The sequence below is a fragment of the Brevibacterium sp. p3-SID960 genome, from assembly GCF_025144725.1.
GTDB lineage: Bacteria > Actinomycetota > Actinomycetes > Actinomycetales > Brevibacteriaceae > Brevibacterium.
Window position 1 is genome coordinate 24,880 of record NZ_JALXKS010000004.1, and the last position, 16,118, is coordinate 40,997.

A 16,118-nucleotide genomic window follows, 5' to 3' on the forward strand; every position below is an offset into this window, starting at 1 on the left:
CTGACTGTCGTCCGTCCATTAGCTTAGCGCCTGAGAGCTCAACGGCGGCGCAAACCTCAGGCGCTTTGCTGTTCGCTGACGCCGAACACCGTGCGGGTGAGGCCCAGCCAGTGCCGCATCTGCTCCAGTTCGCCCTCCAGCGCCTGCCGGCACGCAGCACGCTGGCCCGCCTCAAGCCAGTCCTCCCAGTGCACCGCGTGGACGTTGAGCTCACCGCGCTTCCGGTCCGCTGCCAGGTCGACGCGGCCGACGAGCCGATCACCGCACAGGAACGGCAGCACGTAGTAGCCGTAGATGCGCTTATCGGCAGGTGTGTAGATCTCGATGCGGTAGTCGAAGTCGAACAGCCAGCTGATGCGCCGGCGGTTGAACACCAACGGGTCAAAGGGCGCCAGCAGAGCACAGGCCTCGACGCGCCTCGGGACCGAGGCCTCGTGCCAGCGGTAGGCGCGCTGCCCGGCGACCTCGACCTCGACGAGCTCCCCGGTGCCGGTCAGCGCTGCGATCGCAGCGGCCGTGTCTGCGCGGCCGGCGCGGTAGTAGTCGGCGAAGCAGTCGAGCGTGCCGATGCCCAGCGCCCGGGCGGCGGTGCGCATCGGGGTGAGCATGTCATCGCTGATGCCGGTGATGCCGCGCGGGATCCGCCCAGTGTCCGGGCGCAGCCCGAGGGTGGGGTCGTCGTCGGGGCCGAAGCGCAGCGGCGGCTGGGTGAGTCTCGGGTCGACGTCGGCGGGCAGGGCGTAGAGGCGCTCGAAGTGCTGGTTGCGCCCGGCAGCCGAGACCCGCCCGGAGTGGAAGAGCGCCTCGGCCGCCCGCTTCGTGTGGCTGTGGTTCCACCCCCAGTGGTCTTTGGGGCGTTCGGGGATCGCGTGGTCGACGCGCTCGGCCAGCTGCCGGGCGGTCGCCGGTCCTGCCTGCAGCGCGTCTTCGACATCGTGCATGAGTGCGACGAAGTCCGCACCGGTGACCGGGTGCCGCTGGCCGAGGTCGCGGCGGAACCATTCGGCGCGCCTGCGGTGCCAGCCGTTGACGATCTCGATCGGGGCGTAGGCGGCTTCGTGGCTCCAGTATTCGACGCCCATCCGCGGGGCGGTGTTGAGCAGCCGGTCGAGCCGGGTGGTGTCATAGGGTCCGAGCCGGGAGAAGAACGGCAGGTAGTGGGCGCGTACGAGCCGGGCGACCGAGTCGATCTGCACGACGCCGAGCCGTTCGAACGTGCGCCGGAGGTGCCCGGCGTCGACGGTGAGCGGGCGGGGCTTGGAGAAGCCGGAAGCGGCCAGCGCGCATCGCCTGGCCGCTTCCGGGCTGAGTGTCGGAACCCTCATGTGGGCTTCAGCTCTGCTCGCTCATCCCTCCGCTGCCGCCGGCTGCTCGGCCGGCGCCTCGGCGGTGTCGTTGAGCGACTCGTCGAGGGAGATGATGCCGTAGCTCCAGCCGCGCCGGCGGTAGACGACCGAGGGCTTGGAGGTCTCCTCATCGATGAAGATGTAGAAGTCGTGGCCGACCATCTCCATCCGGTTGAGCGCCTCTTCGATGCCGATCGGGTTGGCCGGGAAGTTCTTCTCACGCAGCACCACCGGTGAGTCGCCTTCGGACCTGATGCGCCCGTTGGTCCTGTCGGTGCTGGCCTGCTCGGTCTGGCTGTCGTCCTCCTGGCTCGGCGCGAGCGGCTCGATGACCTCAAGTTCAGCGAGCGCCTCGGCGGTCGAGGCTTGGCGGTGTCCGCCCTTGCGGGAGACCTTGCGGCGATCGCGCGCCCGGCGCAGACGCTCGAGCAGCTTCGCCCAGGCGAGGTCGAGGGCCGCGTAGCGGTCGGATGCGTGTGCCTCCGCGCGGAGCACCGGGCCCTTGGCGATGACGGTGATCTCAACGCGCTCAGCGGTGTCGGGCTGGCTGGTGTTCGCGTCGTGCGTGGCGACGACCTCAGTGCGCAGGGCGCGCGGCGCCAGCTGCTCGACCTTGGAGACCTTGTCCTCGATATGTGACCGGAAACTGTCGGAGATGGTCGTGTGGCGACCTTTGACGACGATGTCCATGGTGACTTCCTTTACACGTCGGGGAGACGGATCGCTCCGTACCCATCCGATCAGATGGGGTTACTCCATTACATACCATCTCAGCGCTCGAGGGAACCACTGCCGGGGGCGAGGGCGATCACGGCTGTTCCACATGGCAGGATGCCGCCTGTGCGCAGCGCGCGTGCCGACTCGGCAAGGGTCGCCCCGGTGGTGCAGATGTCGTCGATGAGGATCGTGGTCGCCTCCGACAGTGCGTGCCGGGCCCGAGGTGTCAGGCGGGTGTCGAGTGCGTGGGAGCCGCGCACGTTGCGGCGCCGGCTGCGGGCGCCGAAACCGACCTGATCGCGGTGCCGCCTGACTGTCAGCAGCTCGGCGGTGTGCACCCGCAGCCCGTCGGTGTTCAGCAGCTCTGCGGCTGCCGTGCACAGCTGGGCGATGTGGTTGCCGTCGCGTGCCCGGCGCGCCCGGGGTGTGGCCGGGACCGGGACGAGGATGACGAGCCTGCCGGGTGCCGGGATCTCCTGCAGGCAGGCGGTGAGCGCCCGGGCCAGCTGCAGACCGAGGAGCGGGGCGAGGTCCTTCCGGCCGGATTCTTTGAAGGCCACCAGCGCTGCCCGCAGCACCCCGGTGTACGGGCCTGCGGCGGTGACGGGCGCAGTGCCGTAGCGCGGCACCGCGGTGATGGTCTCGGTGGCCATCCCGGTCAGGCAGTGCCCGCACACAGAGACGGTGTCGGCCCCGCAGCCCACACAGGCGCGCGGGATGACGAGCTCGGCGAGCTCATCGACGGCTGCAGCCGCCCACGCTGTGACCAGGCCCCGTGCCCGAGGTGCGCCCATCGTCCCAGCGTGTCCGGCGCCTCGGGTGCGGGCAAGGGGGTGGCTGCGTTTGTGACCTCAGGTCGGCGGCCGTCAGCCCGGCGCTGCAGGGTCGTAGGTCTGGGCGTCGACGAGCTTCTGCCACGAGCCTGCCCCGTAGCTGTAGATCTCGCCGTCAGCGGTGCCGACACGCACGGAGCGCTGCTCTTCTCCGGAGGTGATCTGGGTGCCGCCCTCGATCGAGCCGAGCGAGGTCGCAGGACCAGAGACCGGCACGGACAGCGGTTCGACGCTTGTGCCCTGTTCGGCGCCGAGCAGGACGAGGGCGTCGTAGCCGAACCAGGAGAAGTCGGTGATCTTCGAGAAGCCCGTCGCCACCTGCAGGGGCGTTGCCGAGGACACCCCGGTCGGGGCGCCCTGGGAGTCCCGGGAGATGCCGACGACCTCCAGACGGGTGTCGTCGCCGTCGCTGCTGAGGACTGCCAGGCGGGTGCCGTCGGGTGAGACGCCGATGCTCGTGACGGTGCGGCCGCCCAGGAATGGCACCGCCACCTCGGTGAGTTCGCCGTTGCGGCTGATGGCCTGGATGCTGCCGTCGGAGGCCGTCTCCGCGGCCCACAGCCAGCCCTCCTTGTCGAAGGACAGATTGGCATAGCCCTCACCGCGCAGCACCTCCGCGTCGTTGAGACTGTCGGCGAACAGGCGCCGCACGGCCTTCGCATCGTCGGCGAGGTAGGCGTACATCGACTCGTCGAGGGCGATCGCAGGCCGGGCCGCTCCGTCGACGAGCTCCGGGGCCCCGTCGATCGGATCGATGGCGGTGCCGAGGATGCGCACGAGCCTCCGGTCGGAGATCGCGATCGGGTTGCCGGAGATGTTCAGCGTAGTGGGCACGTCGGGCAGGGAGCCGTAGTCGAGTTCGCCGCTCGTGCCGGAGACCCGCGCCTCGGTGACCGACCCGACTTCCTTGAGCGTCGTCTGGATCTGCATCGCGATCCGCCCGTTGGTGCGCTCATCCAGGCCCGAGGCAGTCGCAGACAGCTCGACGCGGGCGACCCCGTCGGAGACGGCGACCGAGCGCGGGTCGAGCTGGGTGCCGTCGGGGATCGCGGAGACGACCGCACCGGTGAGGTAGTCGGCCGGGCCGCCGAGCAGTTCGGTCATGATCTCACTGGCCGTCGACGGTGAGCGGATGAACCAGCGGGTGTCGGGCACGAGCAGCTCGTAGCCCGGTGAGTAGAAGTACAGCGGGTAGGGCTGGAACAGGGTCGAGAAGTTCACAGCCGTGAGCACCATGCCCGCCGGGGCCTCGGAGATCCGCCATTCTCCGTTGACCTGCCGCAGCGTGAAGTCCATATCGACCTGGGTGCCGCGGGCCGATTCGCGGTAGATGCGGCGGTCGTCGAGCACGCCGCCGACCGGGATCGTCAACGACACCGACTGCGAGTCGGTGGTGACCTCGCTGGTCACCGAATCCAGTGTGCGCCCAGGCTGCAGCACAGTGACCGAGGACAGCGGGTTCCATTCGTCGGCGAAGCTGTCGGTGAGGTAGGAGCGGGCGACTTCGAAGTTGTTGCTGTAGCCGGCGCCGGCGGCGAGGAACCCGCGGACGATCTCGTTCGGGCTCTGCCCAGGGACGGGCCCGTCGGGGTCGATGCGGGACTGGACGTGCGGGTCATCGCCGCTGACGTCCCGGTGGCCGACGGATCCATCCTTAGGGATCGAGGCGCAGCCGGAGACGAGGACGACGGCTGCGAGGATGGCGGCGAGCAGGCTACGCGGTCTCATCGCTGGCCTCCTGGGTCTCGACGACGATCGGGATGCTTCCGGTCTGGATGCGCAGCGAACCGTCCGAGGTGGCCGGCCCAGCCACGAGCGCGGTGCCGCCGACGCGTGCATCGGCCGGCGGCAGCGGTAGCGGCGAGGTGGTGATCGACTGGCCCTCCCGGCGCGGGATCGTGAGCCGGAAGCACGAACCCTCCCCGACCCGGCCCCAGGCCTGCAGCCAGCCGCCGTGCAGGTGGGCGTCTTCCAAGGAGATCGCCAGACCGAGCCCGGAGCCGCCGAGCGTGCGGCGGCGAGACGGGTCGGCCCGCCAGAACCGGTCGAAGACGTGCTCGACCTGCTCCTCGGTCATGCCCACCCCGTGGTCGCGCACGCTCACGGCCACCGCCTCGGCGTTGGCGGCGACGAACACGTCGATCCGGCGCTGCTCGCCGTGCTCGATGGCGTTGACGATGAGGTTGCGGACCACCCTGTTGATGCGCACCCGGTCGACTTCGGCCATGACGGGCGCGGAGGAAGCGTGGAGGATGATCTCGGTGTCGGCGTGATCGGCGACCATCGACAGCGTGTCGATGACCCCGGAGACGACCTCGCACATATCGGCCGGCTTCGTCACCAGCTGGGCGGCACCGGCGTCGTGGCGGGAGATCTCCAGCAGATCATTCAGCAGCGTCTCGAAGCGCTCGACCTGCGAGTTGAGCAGCTCGGCGATGCGCCGATGGGATTCGTCGAGCTCATCGCGGGACTCGTAGATTACGTCCGAGGCCATCTGGATGGTGGTGAGCGGGGTGCGCAGCTCGTGGGACACGTCGGAGACGAACTGGCGCTGCAGCACCGTCAGCTGCTCCATCCGGATGATCTGGTCCTGCAGCGTGTCGGCCATGTCGTTGAAGCTCTGCGCCAGGGTGGCGATCTCGTCATTGCCCTGAACCGGCATGCGCTGGTCGAGGTCGCCGTCGGAGAGCTTGCGGGCCACCTCGGAGCCGGTGCGCACAGGGACGACGACGAGCCGGGTGACGACCCAGGCGACCGCGCCGACGAGCACCACGAGCACGAGGGCGGCGACGATGAGCACCCGCTGGACGAAGTCGAGCGTGTTCTGCTCCTCCTGCAGGTCGGCGACGACGTAGAGGTCGAACTGGCCGGCAGAGGGCACGGTCACCTGCTGGGCGAGGATGAGGCCCGGTGAGCTGCCGGGGCCGGGCAGTTCGACGGACTGGTAGAGCTGCTCGCCGGCCTGCGCCTGAGACACAGCGTTGCGGAACGCATCCGGCATCGCCGAGGGGGCGATCGCCTCACGCCCGGACACGACCGCGGTCGTCGGCTGGACCTGGGAGGAGCGCTCACGCGGCTCCAGCGCGATCGAGCGCAACGGGGTCGGGGACCGGGAGAGCATCCCCCGCAGGTGGACGTTGAGGCTTTCGGACAGCGCGCTGTCGTCCTCACCCGGGGACAGCGATTCGAGCTCGCCGACATAGCCGGACATCTGCGTCGAGACCGAGGACAGCTTCGCCTCGAACAGGCCGCGGGAGATCTGCTGGGCCATGAAGCTGCCGACGCCGTAGACGGCGATGATGGTGAGCAGGATGGTGAGCACGACGATGCGCAGCTGCAGCGAGCGGGTGAAGGCCGCTGCGAGAAACCGGTAGATCCGCATGAGGCCGCCCCAGGCGCTCCGGCCCAGTCGCACGGCCGATGCGGAACGACTCACGAAGCCTGGCCCGCCTTGTAGCCGACACCGCGGACGGTGACGACGATATCGGGCTTCTCCGGATCCTTCTCGATCTTCGAGCGCAGCCGCTGGACGTGGACGTTGACGAGCCGGGTGTCAGCGGCGTGCCGATAGCCCCACACCTCCTCGAGCAGGGTCTCGCGCGAGAACACCTGCCAGGGCTTGCGAGCGAGCGCGACGAGCAGGTCGAACTCCAGCGGGGTCAGTGACACCGGCTTGCCGCCCTTCGTCACGGTGTGCCCGGCGACGTCGATCGAGACGTCGCCGACGTTGAGCACCTCGGGCGCGGAGGGCTCTGACATCCGCAGGCGGGCGCGCACGCGCGCGACGAGCTCCTTGGGCTTGAACGGCTTGGGCACGTAGTCATCGGCACCGGATTCGAGTCCGAGGACGACGTCGACGGTGTCGGACTTGGCGGTGAGCATGATGATCGGCACCCCGGACTCCTCACGGATCTCCCGGCACACCTCGAGGCCGTCCTTGCCGGGCAGCATGAGGTCGAGCAGGATGAGGTCGGGCCTGACGCTGTGGAAGGCCTCCATCGCACCATCGCCGGTGGCGCAGAAGTGCGGGTCGAAGCCCTCGCTCTTGAGCACAATGCCGATCATCTCCGCCAGCGCGGTGTCATCGTCGATTACCAGGATCCGTGCGTTCATAGCATCCATTGTCACCTATCGGGCTGAGAAGTCAGCGCAGGGGGCGGCAGGTGTCGGCAGGTTCACACGGCGCGCCTGCAGCCCCGGCGCCGAGGCGGTGGTGCAGGTGAGTGCCCGAATGTCGTCTCGGCACTGGGCACGTGTGCATAGAATGGGGCGTGATCTGACCCCGAACCAGGAGGTGCCGTTGTTCGTCACCGACCGCGCCGCCTGGGACGCACAGACCGATTGGGCGACCGGCCGCTGGCACCCGCGCACTGAGACCCGCACCCGCCCGGCCTGGCAGCCGGCTCCGCAGCCGGGCGTGCTGTCGAAGCGGCCGATGCGCTTCGCCGAGTCGCTCGATGCCGGGTTCCGGCTGCTGCGCTTCAGCCCCGGGGTCTCCGTCGGCACCGCGATGATCGCGCTGACGCTGTTCCTGCTCGCTGTCGGTGCCGCAGTCGCCGGTCTCATCTGGTTCAGCTTCGGCTATGTCGTCGGCATCGCCGGCAACACCGAGGCTGTCGGCGGGCTGTCCTTCCTCATGCAGTTCGGCGCCTCGGCTGTCTCTCTGCTCTCACTGTGCTTCCTGCACTTCCTCTCCGGGCTTCTCTCGATCCCGGCCCGGCAGGCGTTCTTCACCCCGCCCGGCGGCCGCGCCGTCGACGCGCGCGGGCGGTCGACGACGACGCTGCGCCGCACCTGGGGGCTGCTGGCCGGCCAGCGGCTGCGTCTGATAGCCGCCACCGCCCTGCTCGGCGGGGCGCACTTCGCAGCTCTGGCGCTGCTGCTCGCTCCCGGAGTGGTCATCGCGATGTTCACCGCGCAGGCCGTCGTCGGGTTCCTGCTTGCCGGTCTCGGGGCGCTCGCCTGGGTCGTGTTCACGGTCTTCTTCATGGTCCGCACCGCCTTCGTCGGCTGCGCGATCGCGCTGGAGCGGATGACGATCCGGCAGGCCTTCGCCCGCTCCTGGAAGCTCACCGGCCGCCGCTTCTGGGCCACCGCCGGCACACTGCTGCTGTCGTACTACCTGTCTTCGCAGCTCGTTGGCATCATCGTCTTCCCGCTGCTGCTCATCTTCTTCATCGCCGCGCTCATCGTCTCGCTGACCTTCCTCGACTCCACCGATGCCGACACCTTCGCCACCGTGGTGATCGGTGTGCTGACGATCCTCGGGCTCGCTTTCACCGCGGCGGCGACCGCGGTGCTCTACGCCTACCAGTCCGGGGTCATCACCGGCCTGTACTTCGACCGCAGGATGCGCTTCGAAGGCTATGACCTCCTGCTGCTGCGCGAGGCCGAGGAGCTGGATCGCCGCACATGAGCACTCCCCTGACCCCCGATCGCGACGAGGCCCGGCGCTGGGCTGAGAAGAAGCTGTCCGAACCGGAGTACCGCGACGCCGATCTCTCCCCGCTGGAGAAGCTCGGCCGGGCCATCGACCGGTTCTTCGACGGGCTCATCGACAGCGCTGCCGCGCTCGACTCGCCGTGGACGCTGCTCATCATCGCCGCGATCATCGTCGGGCTCGTCGTCCTCGTCATCCGGCGGGTCCGCCGCGGCACCAGCGGCGGTGTCGACCTCGCCGCCTTCGACCCCGCCGAGCGAGCCGAGACGATCGACCCGCAGGCCTTCTGGGATGCCGCCCAGACGGCAGCCGGCAAGGGAGACTACACGCTGGCGGTGCAGAACGGTGTGCGGGCGATCTTCGCCCGGTTCGTCGCCGCCGGCCTCATCGATATGACCGCCGCCTCGACCGCTTCGGAACTGGCTGGCGCTGCGGCTGCGGCCTGCCCGCCGGCTGCCGCTGATGCGCATGCCGCCGGTGCCCTGTTCGACGCGGTGACCTTCGGCGAAGCCCACGCCAGTGCCGCCGACTGGCAGGACCTGCTGTCCCGGGCTGAGCGGATCTCCGCCTCGGGACCGGGATCGGCCCACGCGAGCACCGCCTCGGGACCGGGATCGGCCCACGCGAGCACCGCCTCGGGTGTGGGAAGCCGGGAGGCTGGCGCATGAGCACGAGCCTCGACCTCGCCGTCCGCGGCACCACCGCTCACACCGGGCCGGGCCGGGCTGACCGGCTGCGCAGCGGCTCGCGGGCGGCCGCGCTGTGGGTCACCGCCGCAGCCGTCATCCTGGTGACGGCGATCGGCGGGTTCTTCCTCTCGATCCTGGACGAGGAGACCAGCGCACTGCACCCGGAGTCGGTGCAGCCCTCCGGCACGAAGGCGCTCATGGACATTCTGCGCGAGCGCGGGGTCGAGGTCACGGTCACCGAATCGCGGCAGGAGGCGCGCACCGCCGCCGCGGCGGCAGACACCACGGTGCTCTACATCGACCTCGACGCCGATGGCGAGACCGAGACGCGCAAGGAGATCGGTGAGGCGGTGCGCAGCGGCGGCAACTCGCTTGTGCTGGCCGATCCCGGCTATGACGTCGAGGACTTCACCCCAGCGCTGCGAACGGCCTCCTACTTCGAAAGCGACGGACAGCACGAGCTGCTGCAGCCAGGCTGTCAGGCCCCGGCCGCCGCAGCCGCCGGGCAGGTGCGCGGCGCCGATGGCGTCTACGCAGCCGCCCCGAGCTACGAGGACGCAGTCACCACCTGCTATACGTTCCCCGGAGTCCCGCCGGGCGCCGGGGCCTACGCCCGCGCCGAGGCGGACGGTGCCGATGTCACGGTCCTCGGCTCGCAAACGTGGATGACGAACGCCTCGCTCGACGAAGAGGGCCATGCCGCGCTCATGCTGCACACCCTCGGCCAGCACAAGAACCTCGTCGTCTACCTGCCGCAGGCCGGCGACCAGCCCTCGGCCGGCGAAGAGGAGCCGCCGAATGCGCTGACCTTCGTCCCGCCGTGGTTCGGCGTCGCGCTGCTGTGGCTCATCCCCCTCACTGCCGCGCTGCTGTGGTGGCGGATCCGGCGCTTCGGACCGCTGGCCGTCGAGCGGCTGCCGGTCGTCGTCCCGCCGGTCGAGACCGTCCACGGCCGCGCAGCCCTCATGCAGCGGGCGGGTGCCCGCACCGAGTCGCTGCACGCGCTGCGCACCGCCTCCCTGCTGCGCATCGCCGCCCGGCTCGCCCGGCCCTCCCAGGAGCGGCCCGAGCAGCTGTGCGCTGCGATCGCCGCCCACACCGGCCGCGACCTGGCCGAAGTCCGCTACGCCTATCTCGAGGGAGCGCCGGCTCACGACCGGCAGCTCTCAGACATCGCCGTCCTCATCACCGCCATCGAAAGCGAGGTCTCCCCGACATGACCGACATTCCCCACCATCCTCAGCAACCGGAACAGCATGCTGGTCCGTTCGGGTCGGGCGGCCAGCCGGGCGGGCCTGGCAGCCCGCAGTTCGGGCCCGTCGGCAGCCAGCCGGGGATCCAGCCCGGCCAAGCGCCGCTGCCGCCGCAGCATGCGCCAACCCACGGGCAGATGCCGGGCCAGCTGCATGGCCAGCAGCCCGGCCAGCCGGGGCACGCGTCCGCGCCAGCCCCCGGGCAGGTGCCGGGCCAACCGCACGGACAGGTTCCGGGCCAGCCTCACGGAGAGGTGACGGGCCAGCCTCACGGACAGGTGACGAGCCAACCGCACGGACAGGTGACGAGCCAACCGCACGGACAGGTTCCGGCTCACGAACAGCTGCCCGCCGCCTCGGGCGCGGGACAGCCAGGACTCCATGAGCGGCTGGCGGCCGAGCACCAGCTCGGCGACCGCGACCACGAACTGCGCGATCGATTCCTCGCCGTCCGCCATGAGGTCGGCAAGGCCGTCGTCGGCCAGCATGAGGCCGTCGACGGGATCCTGCTCGCCCTGCTGTGCCACGGGCACGTGCTGCTCGAAGGTGTGCCCGGCGTGGCGAAGACTCTGCTCGTGCGCGCACTGGCCGAGGCGCTCGAACTGGACTCGACGCGCGTGCAGTTCACCCCCGACCTCATGCCCGGCGACGTCACCGGCTCGATGATCTACGACACCCGCTCCGGGGACTTCGAGTTCCGCGAGGGCCCGGTATTCACCAACCTGCTCATCGCCGACGAGATCAACCGCACCCCGCCGAAGACCCAGTCGGCGCTGCTGGAGGCGATGGAGGAGCGGCAGGTCTCCGTCGACGGGCAGACCCGCCGGCTGCCCCAGCCGTTCCTCGTTGCCGCGACCCAGAACCCGATCGAGCATGACGGCACCTATCCCCTGCCCGAAGCACAGCTCGACCGGTTCCTCTTCAAGCTCATGCTCACGCTGCCTGAGCGGGACACCGAACTCGAGATCCTCACCCGCCACGCCCACGGCTTCGACGGCCGGCGCCTGTCCGATGCCGGCATCGAGCGCGTCGCCGACGCCGCGACGATCCTGGAGGCCGGCAAGCGAGTCGGCGGCATCTACGTCGATCCCGAGGTGCTCGGCTACATCGTCGACCTCGTCCAGGCCACCCGCAGTGCCCCGTCGTTCGCGATGGGCATCTCCCCGCGCGGCGGCACCCGGCTGCTGGCCGCCGCCCAGGCGCAGGCGTGGATGTCCGGGCGCGGCTTCGTCACCCCCGATGACGTCAAGGCGCTCATCTCGCCGGCCTTCCGCCACCGTGTCATGCTGCGACCGGAGGCGCAGATGGACGGCATCACCGTCGACCAGGTGCTCGCCTCGATCATCGACACCACCCGCGTGCCGCGATGATCATCACCTGGCGCTTCGTCGTCCTCGTCGCTCTGGCGGCGATCCCGGTCATGGTCTTCCCCAGCTGGGGAACCGCCGGAATCGCCCTGGCAGGCGTGATGCTCGTGGCGTTCATCGACTGGATGGCCACGGCCTCTCCTGCCACGATCCGCCTGCAGCGCACGCCGGGCAGACGGGTGCGCCTGGGCCATGAGACCGATGCGACGCTGACCGTCATCAACGCAGGCACGCGGGCTGCCAGCCTGCACATCCGCGACGCCTGGCCACCGTCTGCAGGTGCTGAGGACAACCGGCTGCAGGTGCGGCTGCCTGCCGGCGGGCAGCATGAGCATCTCACGCGGCTGGTGCCCACCCGCCGCGGTGAGCTGCCGGCGGACCTCGTCACCGTCCGGGTGGCCTCGCCGCTGCGGCTGTGCTGCCGCCAGCAGTCGGTCGAGGTGCCGGCGGCGATCCGCGTCATGCCGCCGTTCGCCTCCCGCAGACACCTGCCCTCGAAGCTCGCCCGGCTGCGGGAGCTCGACGGGCGCACACTGCTCATGACCCGCGGCATGGGCACCGAGTTCGACTCGCTGCGCGAATACGTCCGCGGCGACGACGTTCGCTCCATCGACTGGCGGGCCACCGCCCGCGCCCAGCACCTCATGGTCAAGACGTGGCGGCCCGAACGCGATCGCCGGGTCGTCATCGTCCTCGACTCCTCCCGCCTGGCCGCCCGCCGGATGGGCGACGGCACCTCCTTCGACGCAGCGATGGAGGCGGCGATGCTGCTCGGCGCGCTGGCCTCAGGAGGCGGTGACCGCGTCGACATCCTCGTCGCCGATGCACGTGTGCGCCGGCACATCGGCCCAATCTCCGGTTCCGATCCGCTCGGCATCATGACCAACGACCTAGCCGATGTGTTCCCCGAGCTCATTGACGCCGACTGGAACGAGATCGTCACCCAGACGCTGCGGCTGAGCACACAGCGCGCCTTCGTCGTCTTCCTCACCGCCCTCGATGAGCGCACCATCGCCCAGGACATGCTCCCGGCCCTGCCCGTGCTGCGCGCCCGGCATCGGCTGGCGATCGCCTCTGTCGCCGATCCCGACCTCGGCGACCTCGCTGCACAGGTCTACTCCCCGGCCCAGGTCTACCGCGCCGCAGCCGCCGAGCACGACCTGCTCACCGCCCGCTCACTCGGTCATGCACTCTCCGATGCCGGCATCCACACCGTCCACGCGGAACCCGAGGACCTCGCCCCGCAGCTGGCCGACCTCTACATCTCGCTCAAAGCCAGCGGCAAGCTCTAGCCAGCCGCCGGCACCGAGGCGAGCCCCGCCTCGGGCACGGCGCCTCGCCACCCGAGACCCGCCTCGGACACGGCGCCTCGCCACCCGAGACCCGCCTCGGACACGGATCAGCGGTCCGTGGCGACGATGCTGTAACCGGCCTTGTCCGAGGACACGTCCCCGCTCACGCCCGCCTTGAGCGCGGGGCGGCCGAAGTAGATCGCATAGGCGAAGATCGCCGCCGTCAGCAGGATCCCGGAGCCCATGCGGATGACGTTGGGCAGCTCGGAAGGGGTGATGAAGCCCTCGATGAGCCCGGAGAAGAACAGATAGATGATGAGGCCGAGGCCGACGGTGATGGTCGTGCGGGCTTCCCGCGCCAAGCGGGTGCGCCGCAGCTCCGGACCGGGGACGACCCAGGCGACGCAGATGCGCAGGCCCGCGGCGGCGGCGATGAGGATGCCGGTGATCTCGGGGATGCCGTGGGGCAGGATGTAGTAGAAGAAGTCCCCGCTCTTGTCGAACTCGAACATGATCGCCCCGGAGATGCCGACGTTGACGGCGTTGACGATGAGCCCGAAGATGACGTAGATCCCGGTGATGCCCAGGGCCACCCACTGCAGCGCGATCCAGGCGTTGTTCGTCCACACGCCGACGGCGAAGACCTCGTTGCGGTGTTCGAAGTAGTACTCCTTGAAGTCGCGTTCGGCCAGCTGGCGGCGCATCTCGTCACTGCCGAGCGCCGGCAGCACGCCGGGTGTGTGGTAGGCCCAGAGGGTCGTGAGCACGGAGATGCCGACGAAGAACACGAAGGTGAAGACGAAGAACCAGCGCAGCCGGTACAGCGCCGCCGGCAGCGAGATGGTGAAGAACCGCCCGAGCGCCCCGCCTGCGCCGGTCGGCACGCTCGTGAGCTGGGTGCGCGAGCGGTGCACGATGTTCGACAGTCGCACCGAGATCTCCGAGTCCGGGGCAACCGTCTGGATACGCGAGAGGTCCTTCGACGCCGCCCGGTACAGCCGCAGGAACTCCTCGGCCTCATGGGGATTGAGGACATTCTTCTTCGCCAAGCGCGATAGGCGCTCCCATTCGCCAGCGTGGCGTTCGGCGACGAGTGCGGGGTCCATAGGATCCCAGCATAACCGCAAGTGAGGGGTGCCTCCGGCGGGCGTGCCGCAGGCCGTGCCCGAGGTGGGGGTTGAGTTCGATGGGTGGGTTGTCCGTGGCTGCTGGCAGACTGGAACCAGAACCACGGCAGGCACATGTTTATGTGAGTTGCATGTGAACACAGTCGAAACTATTGTCACATCATATCGAACACGCCTAGACTTGAAACCAGAAAGATCGCGGTAGATCACAAGGAGGTGACCACGATGCTCGTCGAAGACCAGGTCATCACACCCCGCCGCAACGACACGGTGGCCGATACCTCTGACTTCGCTGACTGCCTCTACCGGCTCAGATCCACCCACCAGGGCATCGACCACCAGCGGATGACAGGGCTGGGGTGCCTCTTCGATGCCTTCCTCGCCCGCATCGCCTCTGACTCACACGAGGACGTGACAATCCAGGTCGATGCGGTGCGTGAACTCGCTGCCGATCCCCGCGCGCTGGGACGGACGGATCGTGACGGCACGGATTACCGGAACGAAGCCCAGCAGCGCCGGGATGCCTACGCGTGGCTTGTCGAACGGACTTCGTCGACGTCGCTGATGCACATGGCAGACGCCCTCGACACCACCGTCAAACAGGTCCGGTCACGTGTACAGACTGCTGCGGCAGGGCTTGTCGGGCTGCCCGAGTTCACCTCCCAAGCCCGTGCCGGGGTGATCGGCTATGACAGGTATCTTCACGGGGCGACACGCGCTGCGAGCCTGGAGCCTGAGTATCTGGCGGACTTCGATGCCGGACTGGCACGGATCCGGGTATCGGATATGACGGCTTTCAAACGTGCTGTCACCCAACTGATTTCCACTCTTGTCACGCGTGAACAACGAACCAGGCAGGTCCGGGATCGTCGCACTGTGGAGACCTATTACGAACCCCACGGACTCGGGATCCTCATCGCTCGCGGACCATCTCATCAGATCGCTCTCTTAGAAGCACGGCTGGCCGGCATGGCACGCTCGGTGATCAAAGGACTCGGGCAGCCGCTCGGAGTACCTGAGAATCATGAGATCGTCGACCAGCGGGGCATGGGTGAGCTGATGTTCGACTTCCTCACCGGCAGCCAACCCGCAGGCACACTGACCACCAAGCCTGTCGACGGTGACTCCACCCCAGGCCGGGTCGGTGACTCCACCCCAGGCCGGGTCGGTGACTCCACCCCAGGCCGGGTCGGTGACTCCACCCCAGGCCGGGTCGGTGACTCCACCCCAGGCGGGCTCGATGGATGCATTGTAGAAGCGGCGAACCCCGCAGGCATCGATGTCGATGCCACCGCTGAGAAGATCGCCGATACGCTTGCCGAAACAGGTGTCCAGTGCCCCGTCGATGGCCAGTGGCTCAAACGCCAAGCCCGCATCACCATCACCGTCCCAGCACTCACCCTCCTCGATGAGAACACCGGCGAAGACGATGACGCTCGTGTGCCGGGGATGGTCAACGGCCACCCCATCGCACCCGAGACCGCCCGGCAGCTCACCGGAACGGGCCATTCGACGCTCTACCGGATCCTGACCGACCCGGCCGATGGCACTGTCCTCGATCACGCAGCTGAGACGTACACGATCCCGGAGAAGATGCGGATCGCGCTGGTAGAGAAATGGCAGTACTGCACACTGCCTGGCTGTGACCGGTCAGCTGTCAAAGCAGAACTGGACCATATTGAGCCGTTCAACCACGAAAACCCCAAAGACGGCGGACCCACCAGTATGGGGAATCTTCACCCGCTGTGCCGGGAGCACCACCAGATGAAAACAGACGACAGACTCAGAGTCACCCGCCACCCAGAGACCGGGATGCTGACCTGGATGCTGCCCGGCGGCCACCAACTGACAGCCAGACCACCTTCGAATCCCATCGGGCAGGCGCACGCCGAGCAGCTGCTCAATCTCACGACCTAGACCGCACCGCCACCGACGACCTAACCGAGACGGACGACCTGCCCGAAGCGACTTCTCGTCGTTTCTCTACCAGCGCTGCCTGCAGCACCACCGCAGTGACAGAACGATGTTTGACAACCACATAGTGCCCCGCCCCG

Annotated in this window: 14 protein-coding genes; 6 read left to right on the forward strand and 8 right to left on the reverse strand. The window is 68.9% G+C overall.

Annotated elements, in window-relative coordinates; genetic code table 11:
• Positions 1 to 56 precede the first annotated feature (56 nt).
• The 6 genes from M3B11_RS01910 to mtrA form a co-directional block, all read right to left on the reverse strand.
• Positions 57 to 1,325: a winged helix-turn-helix domain-containing protein gene (locus tag M3B11_RS01910; protein ID WP_259874987.1), complete on the reverse strand. Its 1,269-nt coding sequence runs from the start codon at positions 1,323 to 1,325 to the stop codon at positions 57 to 59.
• Between the two features lie 21 nt (positions 1,326 to 1,346).
• Positions 1,347 to 2,036: a ribosome hibernation-promoting factor, HPF/YfiA family gene (gene hpf, locus M3B11_RS01915; RefSeq protein WP_259874989.1), complete on the reverse strand. Its 690-nt coding sequence runs from the start codon at positions 2,034 to 2,036 to the stop codon at positions 1,347 to 1,349.
• Between the two features lie 80 nt (positions 2,037 to 2,116).
• Positions 2,117 to 2,857, reverse strand: coding sequence for a ComF family protein (locus M3B11_RS01920; RefSeq protein WP_259874991.1), 741 nt, complete (start codon positions 2,855 to 2,857; stop codon positions 2,117 to 2,119).
• Between the two features lie 72 nt (positions 2,858 to 2,929).
• Entirely contained in the window at positions 2,930 to 4,624 is a 1,695-nt protein-coding gene (locus tag M3B11_RS01925) for an LpqB family beta-propeller domain-containing protein (protein WP_259874993.1), read from the reverse strand.
• Complete coding sequence (gene mtrB / locus M3B11_RS01930) at positions 4,611 to 6,332, reverse strand: MtrAB system histidine kinase MtrB (protein ID WP_259874995.1); 1,722 nt, start codon at positions 6,330 to 6,332, stop codon at positions 4,611 to 4,613. The genes M3B11_RS01925 and mtrB overlap by 14 nt, the downstream gene beginning before the upstream one ends.
• A complete protein-coding gene (gene mtrA / locus M3B11_RS01935; RefSeq protein ID WP_102162867.1) occupies positions 6,329 to 7,009 on the reverse strand; it encodes an MtrAB system response regulator MtrA in 681 nt (226 codons plus the stop codon). The genes mtrB and mtrA overlap by 4 nt, the downstream gene beginning before the upstream one ends.
• Positions 7,010 to 7,196: 187 nt before the next feature.
• On the opposite strand from mtrA, the gene M3B11_RS01940 reads away from it, so the two are divergent.
• From M3B11_RS01940 to M3B11_RS01950, 3 genes are read left to right on the forward strand one after another with little or no spacing between them, the layout of a single operon-like run.
• Positions 7,197 to 8,312: a hypothetical protein gene (locus M3B11_RS01940; protein WP_259874997.1), complete on the forward strand. Its 1,116-nt coding sequence runs from the start codon at positions 7,197 to 7,199 to the stop codon at positions 8,310 to 8,312.
• Positions 8,309 to 9,004, forward strand: coding sequence for a DUF4129 domain-containing protein (locus M3B11_RS01945; RefSeq protein ID WP_259874999.1), 696 nt, complete (start codon positions 8,309 to 8,311; stop codon positions 9,002 to 9,004). The genes M3B11_RS01940 and M3B11_RS01945 overlap by 4 nt, the downstream gene beginning before the upstream one ends.
• Entirely contained in the window at positions 9,001 to 10,245 is a 1,245-nt protein-coding gene (locus M3B11_RS01950) for a DUF4350 domain-containing protein (RefSeq protein WP_259875000.1), read from the forward strand. The genes M3B11_RS01945 and M3B11_RS01950 overlap by 4 nt, the downstream gene beginning before the upstream one ends.
• On the opposite strand, the gene M3B11_RS01955 is transcribed toward M3B11_RS01950, so the two are convergent.
• Entirely contained in the window at positions 10,176 to 10,805 is a 630-nt protein-coding gene (locus M3B11_RS01955; protein WP_259875108.1) for a hypothetical protein, read from the reverse strand. The genes M3B11_RS01950 and M3B11_RS01955 overlap by 70 nt on opposite strands.
• Here M3B11_RS01955 and M3B11_RS01960 point away from each other — a divergent pair.
• Both M3B11_RS01960 and M3B11_RS01965 read left to right on the forward strand, forming a co-directional pair.
• Entirely contained in the window at positions 10,707 to 11,648 is a 942-nt protein-coding gene (locus tag M3B11_RS01960; RefSeq protein WP_259875104.1) for a MoxR family ATPase, read from the forward strand. The two genes, M3B11_RS01955 and M3B11_RS01960, sit on opposite strands and share 99 nt — an antisense overlap.
• Complete coding sequence (locus M3B11_RS01965; RefSeq protein WP_259875002.1) at positions 11,645 to 12,937, forward strand: DUF58 domain-containing protein; 1,293 nt, start codon at positions 11,645 to 11,647, stop codon at positions 12,935 to 12,937. Before M3B11_RS01960 ends, M3B11_RS01965 begins: the two co-directional genes overlap by 4 nt.
• 107 nt (positions 12,938 to 13,044) lie before the next feature.
• Here M3B11_RS01965 and M3B11_RS01970 read toward each other — a convergent pair whose 3' ends face one another.
• On the reverse strand, positions 13,045 to 14,043 hold the full coding sequence (locus M3B11_RS01970) for a stage II sporulation protein M (RefSeq protein ID WP_259875004.1): 999 nt from the start codon (positions 14,041 to 14,043) through the stop codon (positions 13,045 to 13,047).
• Between the two features lie 246 nt (positions 14,044 to 14,289).
• Between M3B11_RS01970 and M3B11_RS01975 the strand changes: the two genes are divergently transcribed.
• Complete coding sequence (locus tag M3B11_RS01975; protein WP_259875106.1) at positions 14,290 to 15,981, forward strand: HNH endonuclease signature motif containing protein; 1,692 nt, start codon at positions 14,290 to 14,292, stop codon at positions 15,979 to 15,981.
• Positions 15,982 to 16,118 lie beyond the last annotated feature (137 nt).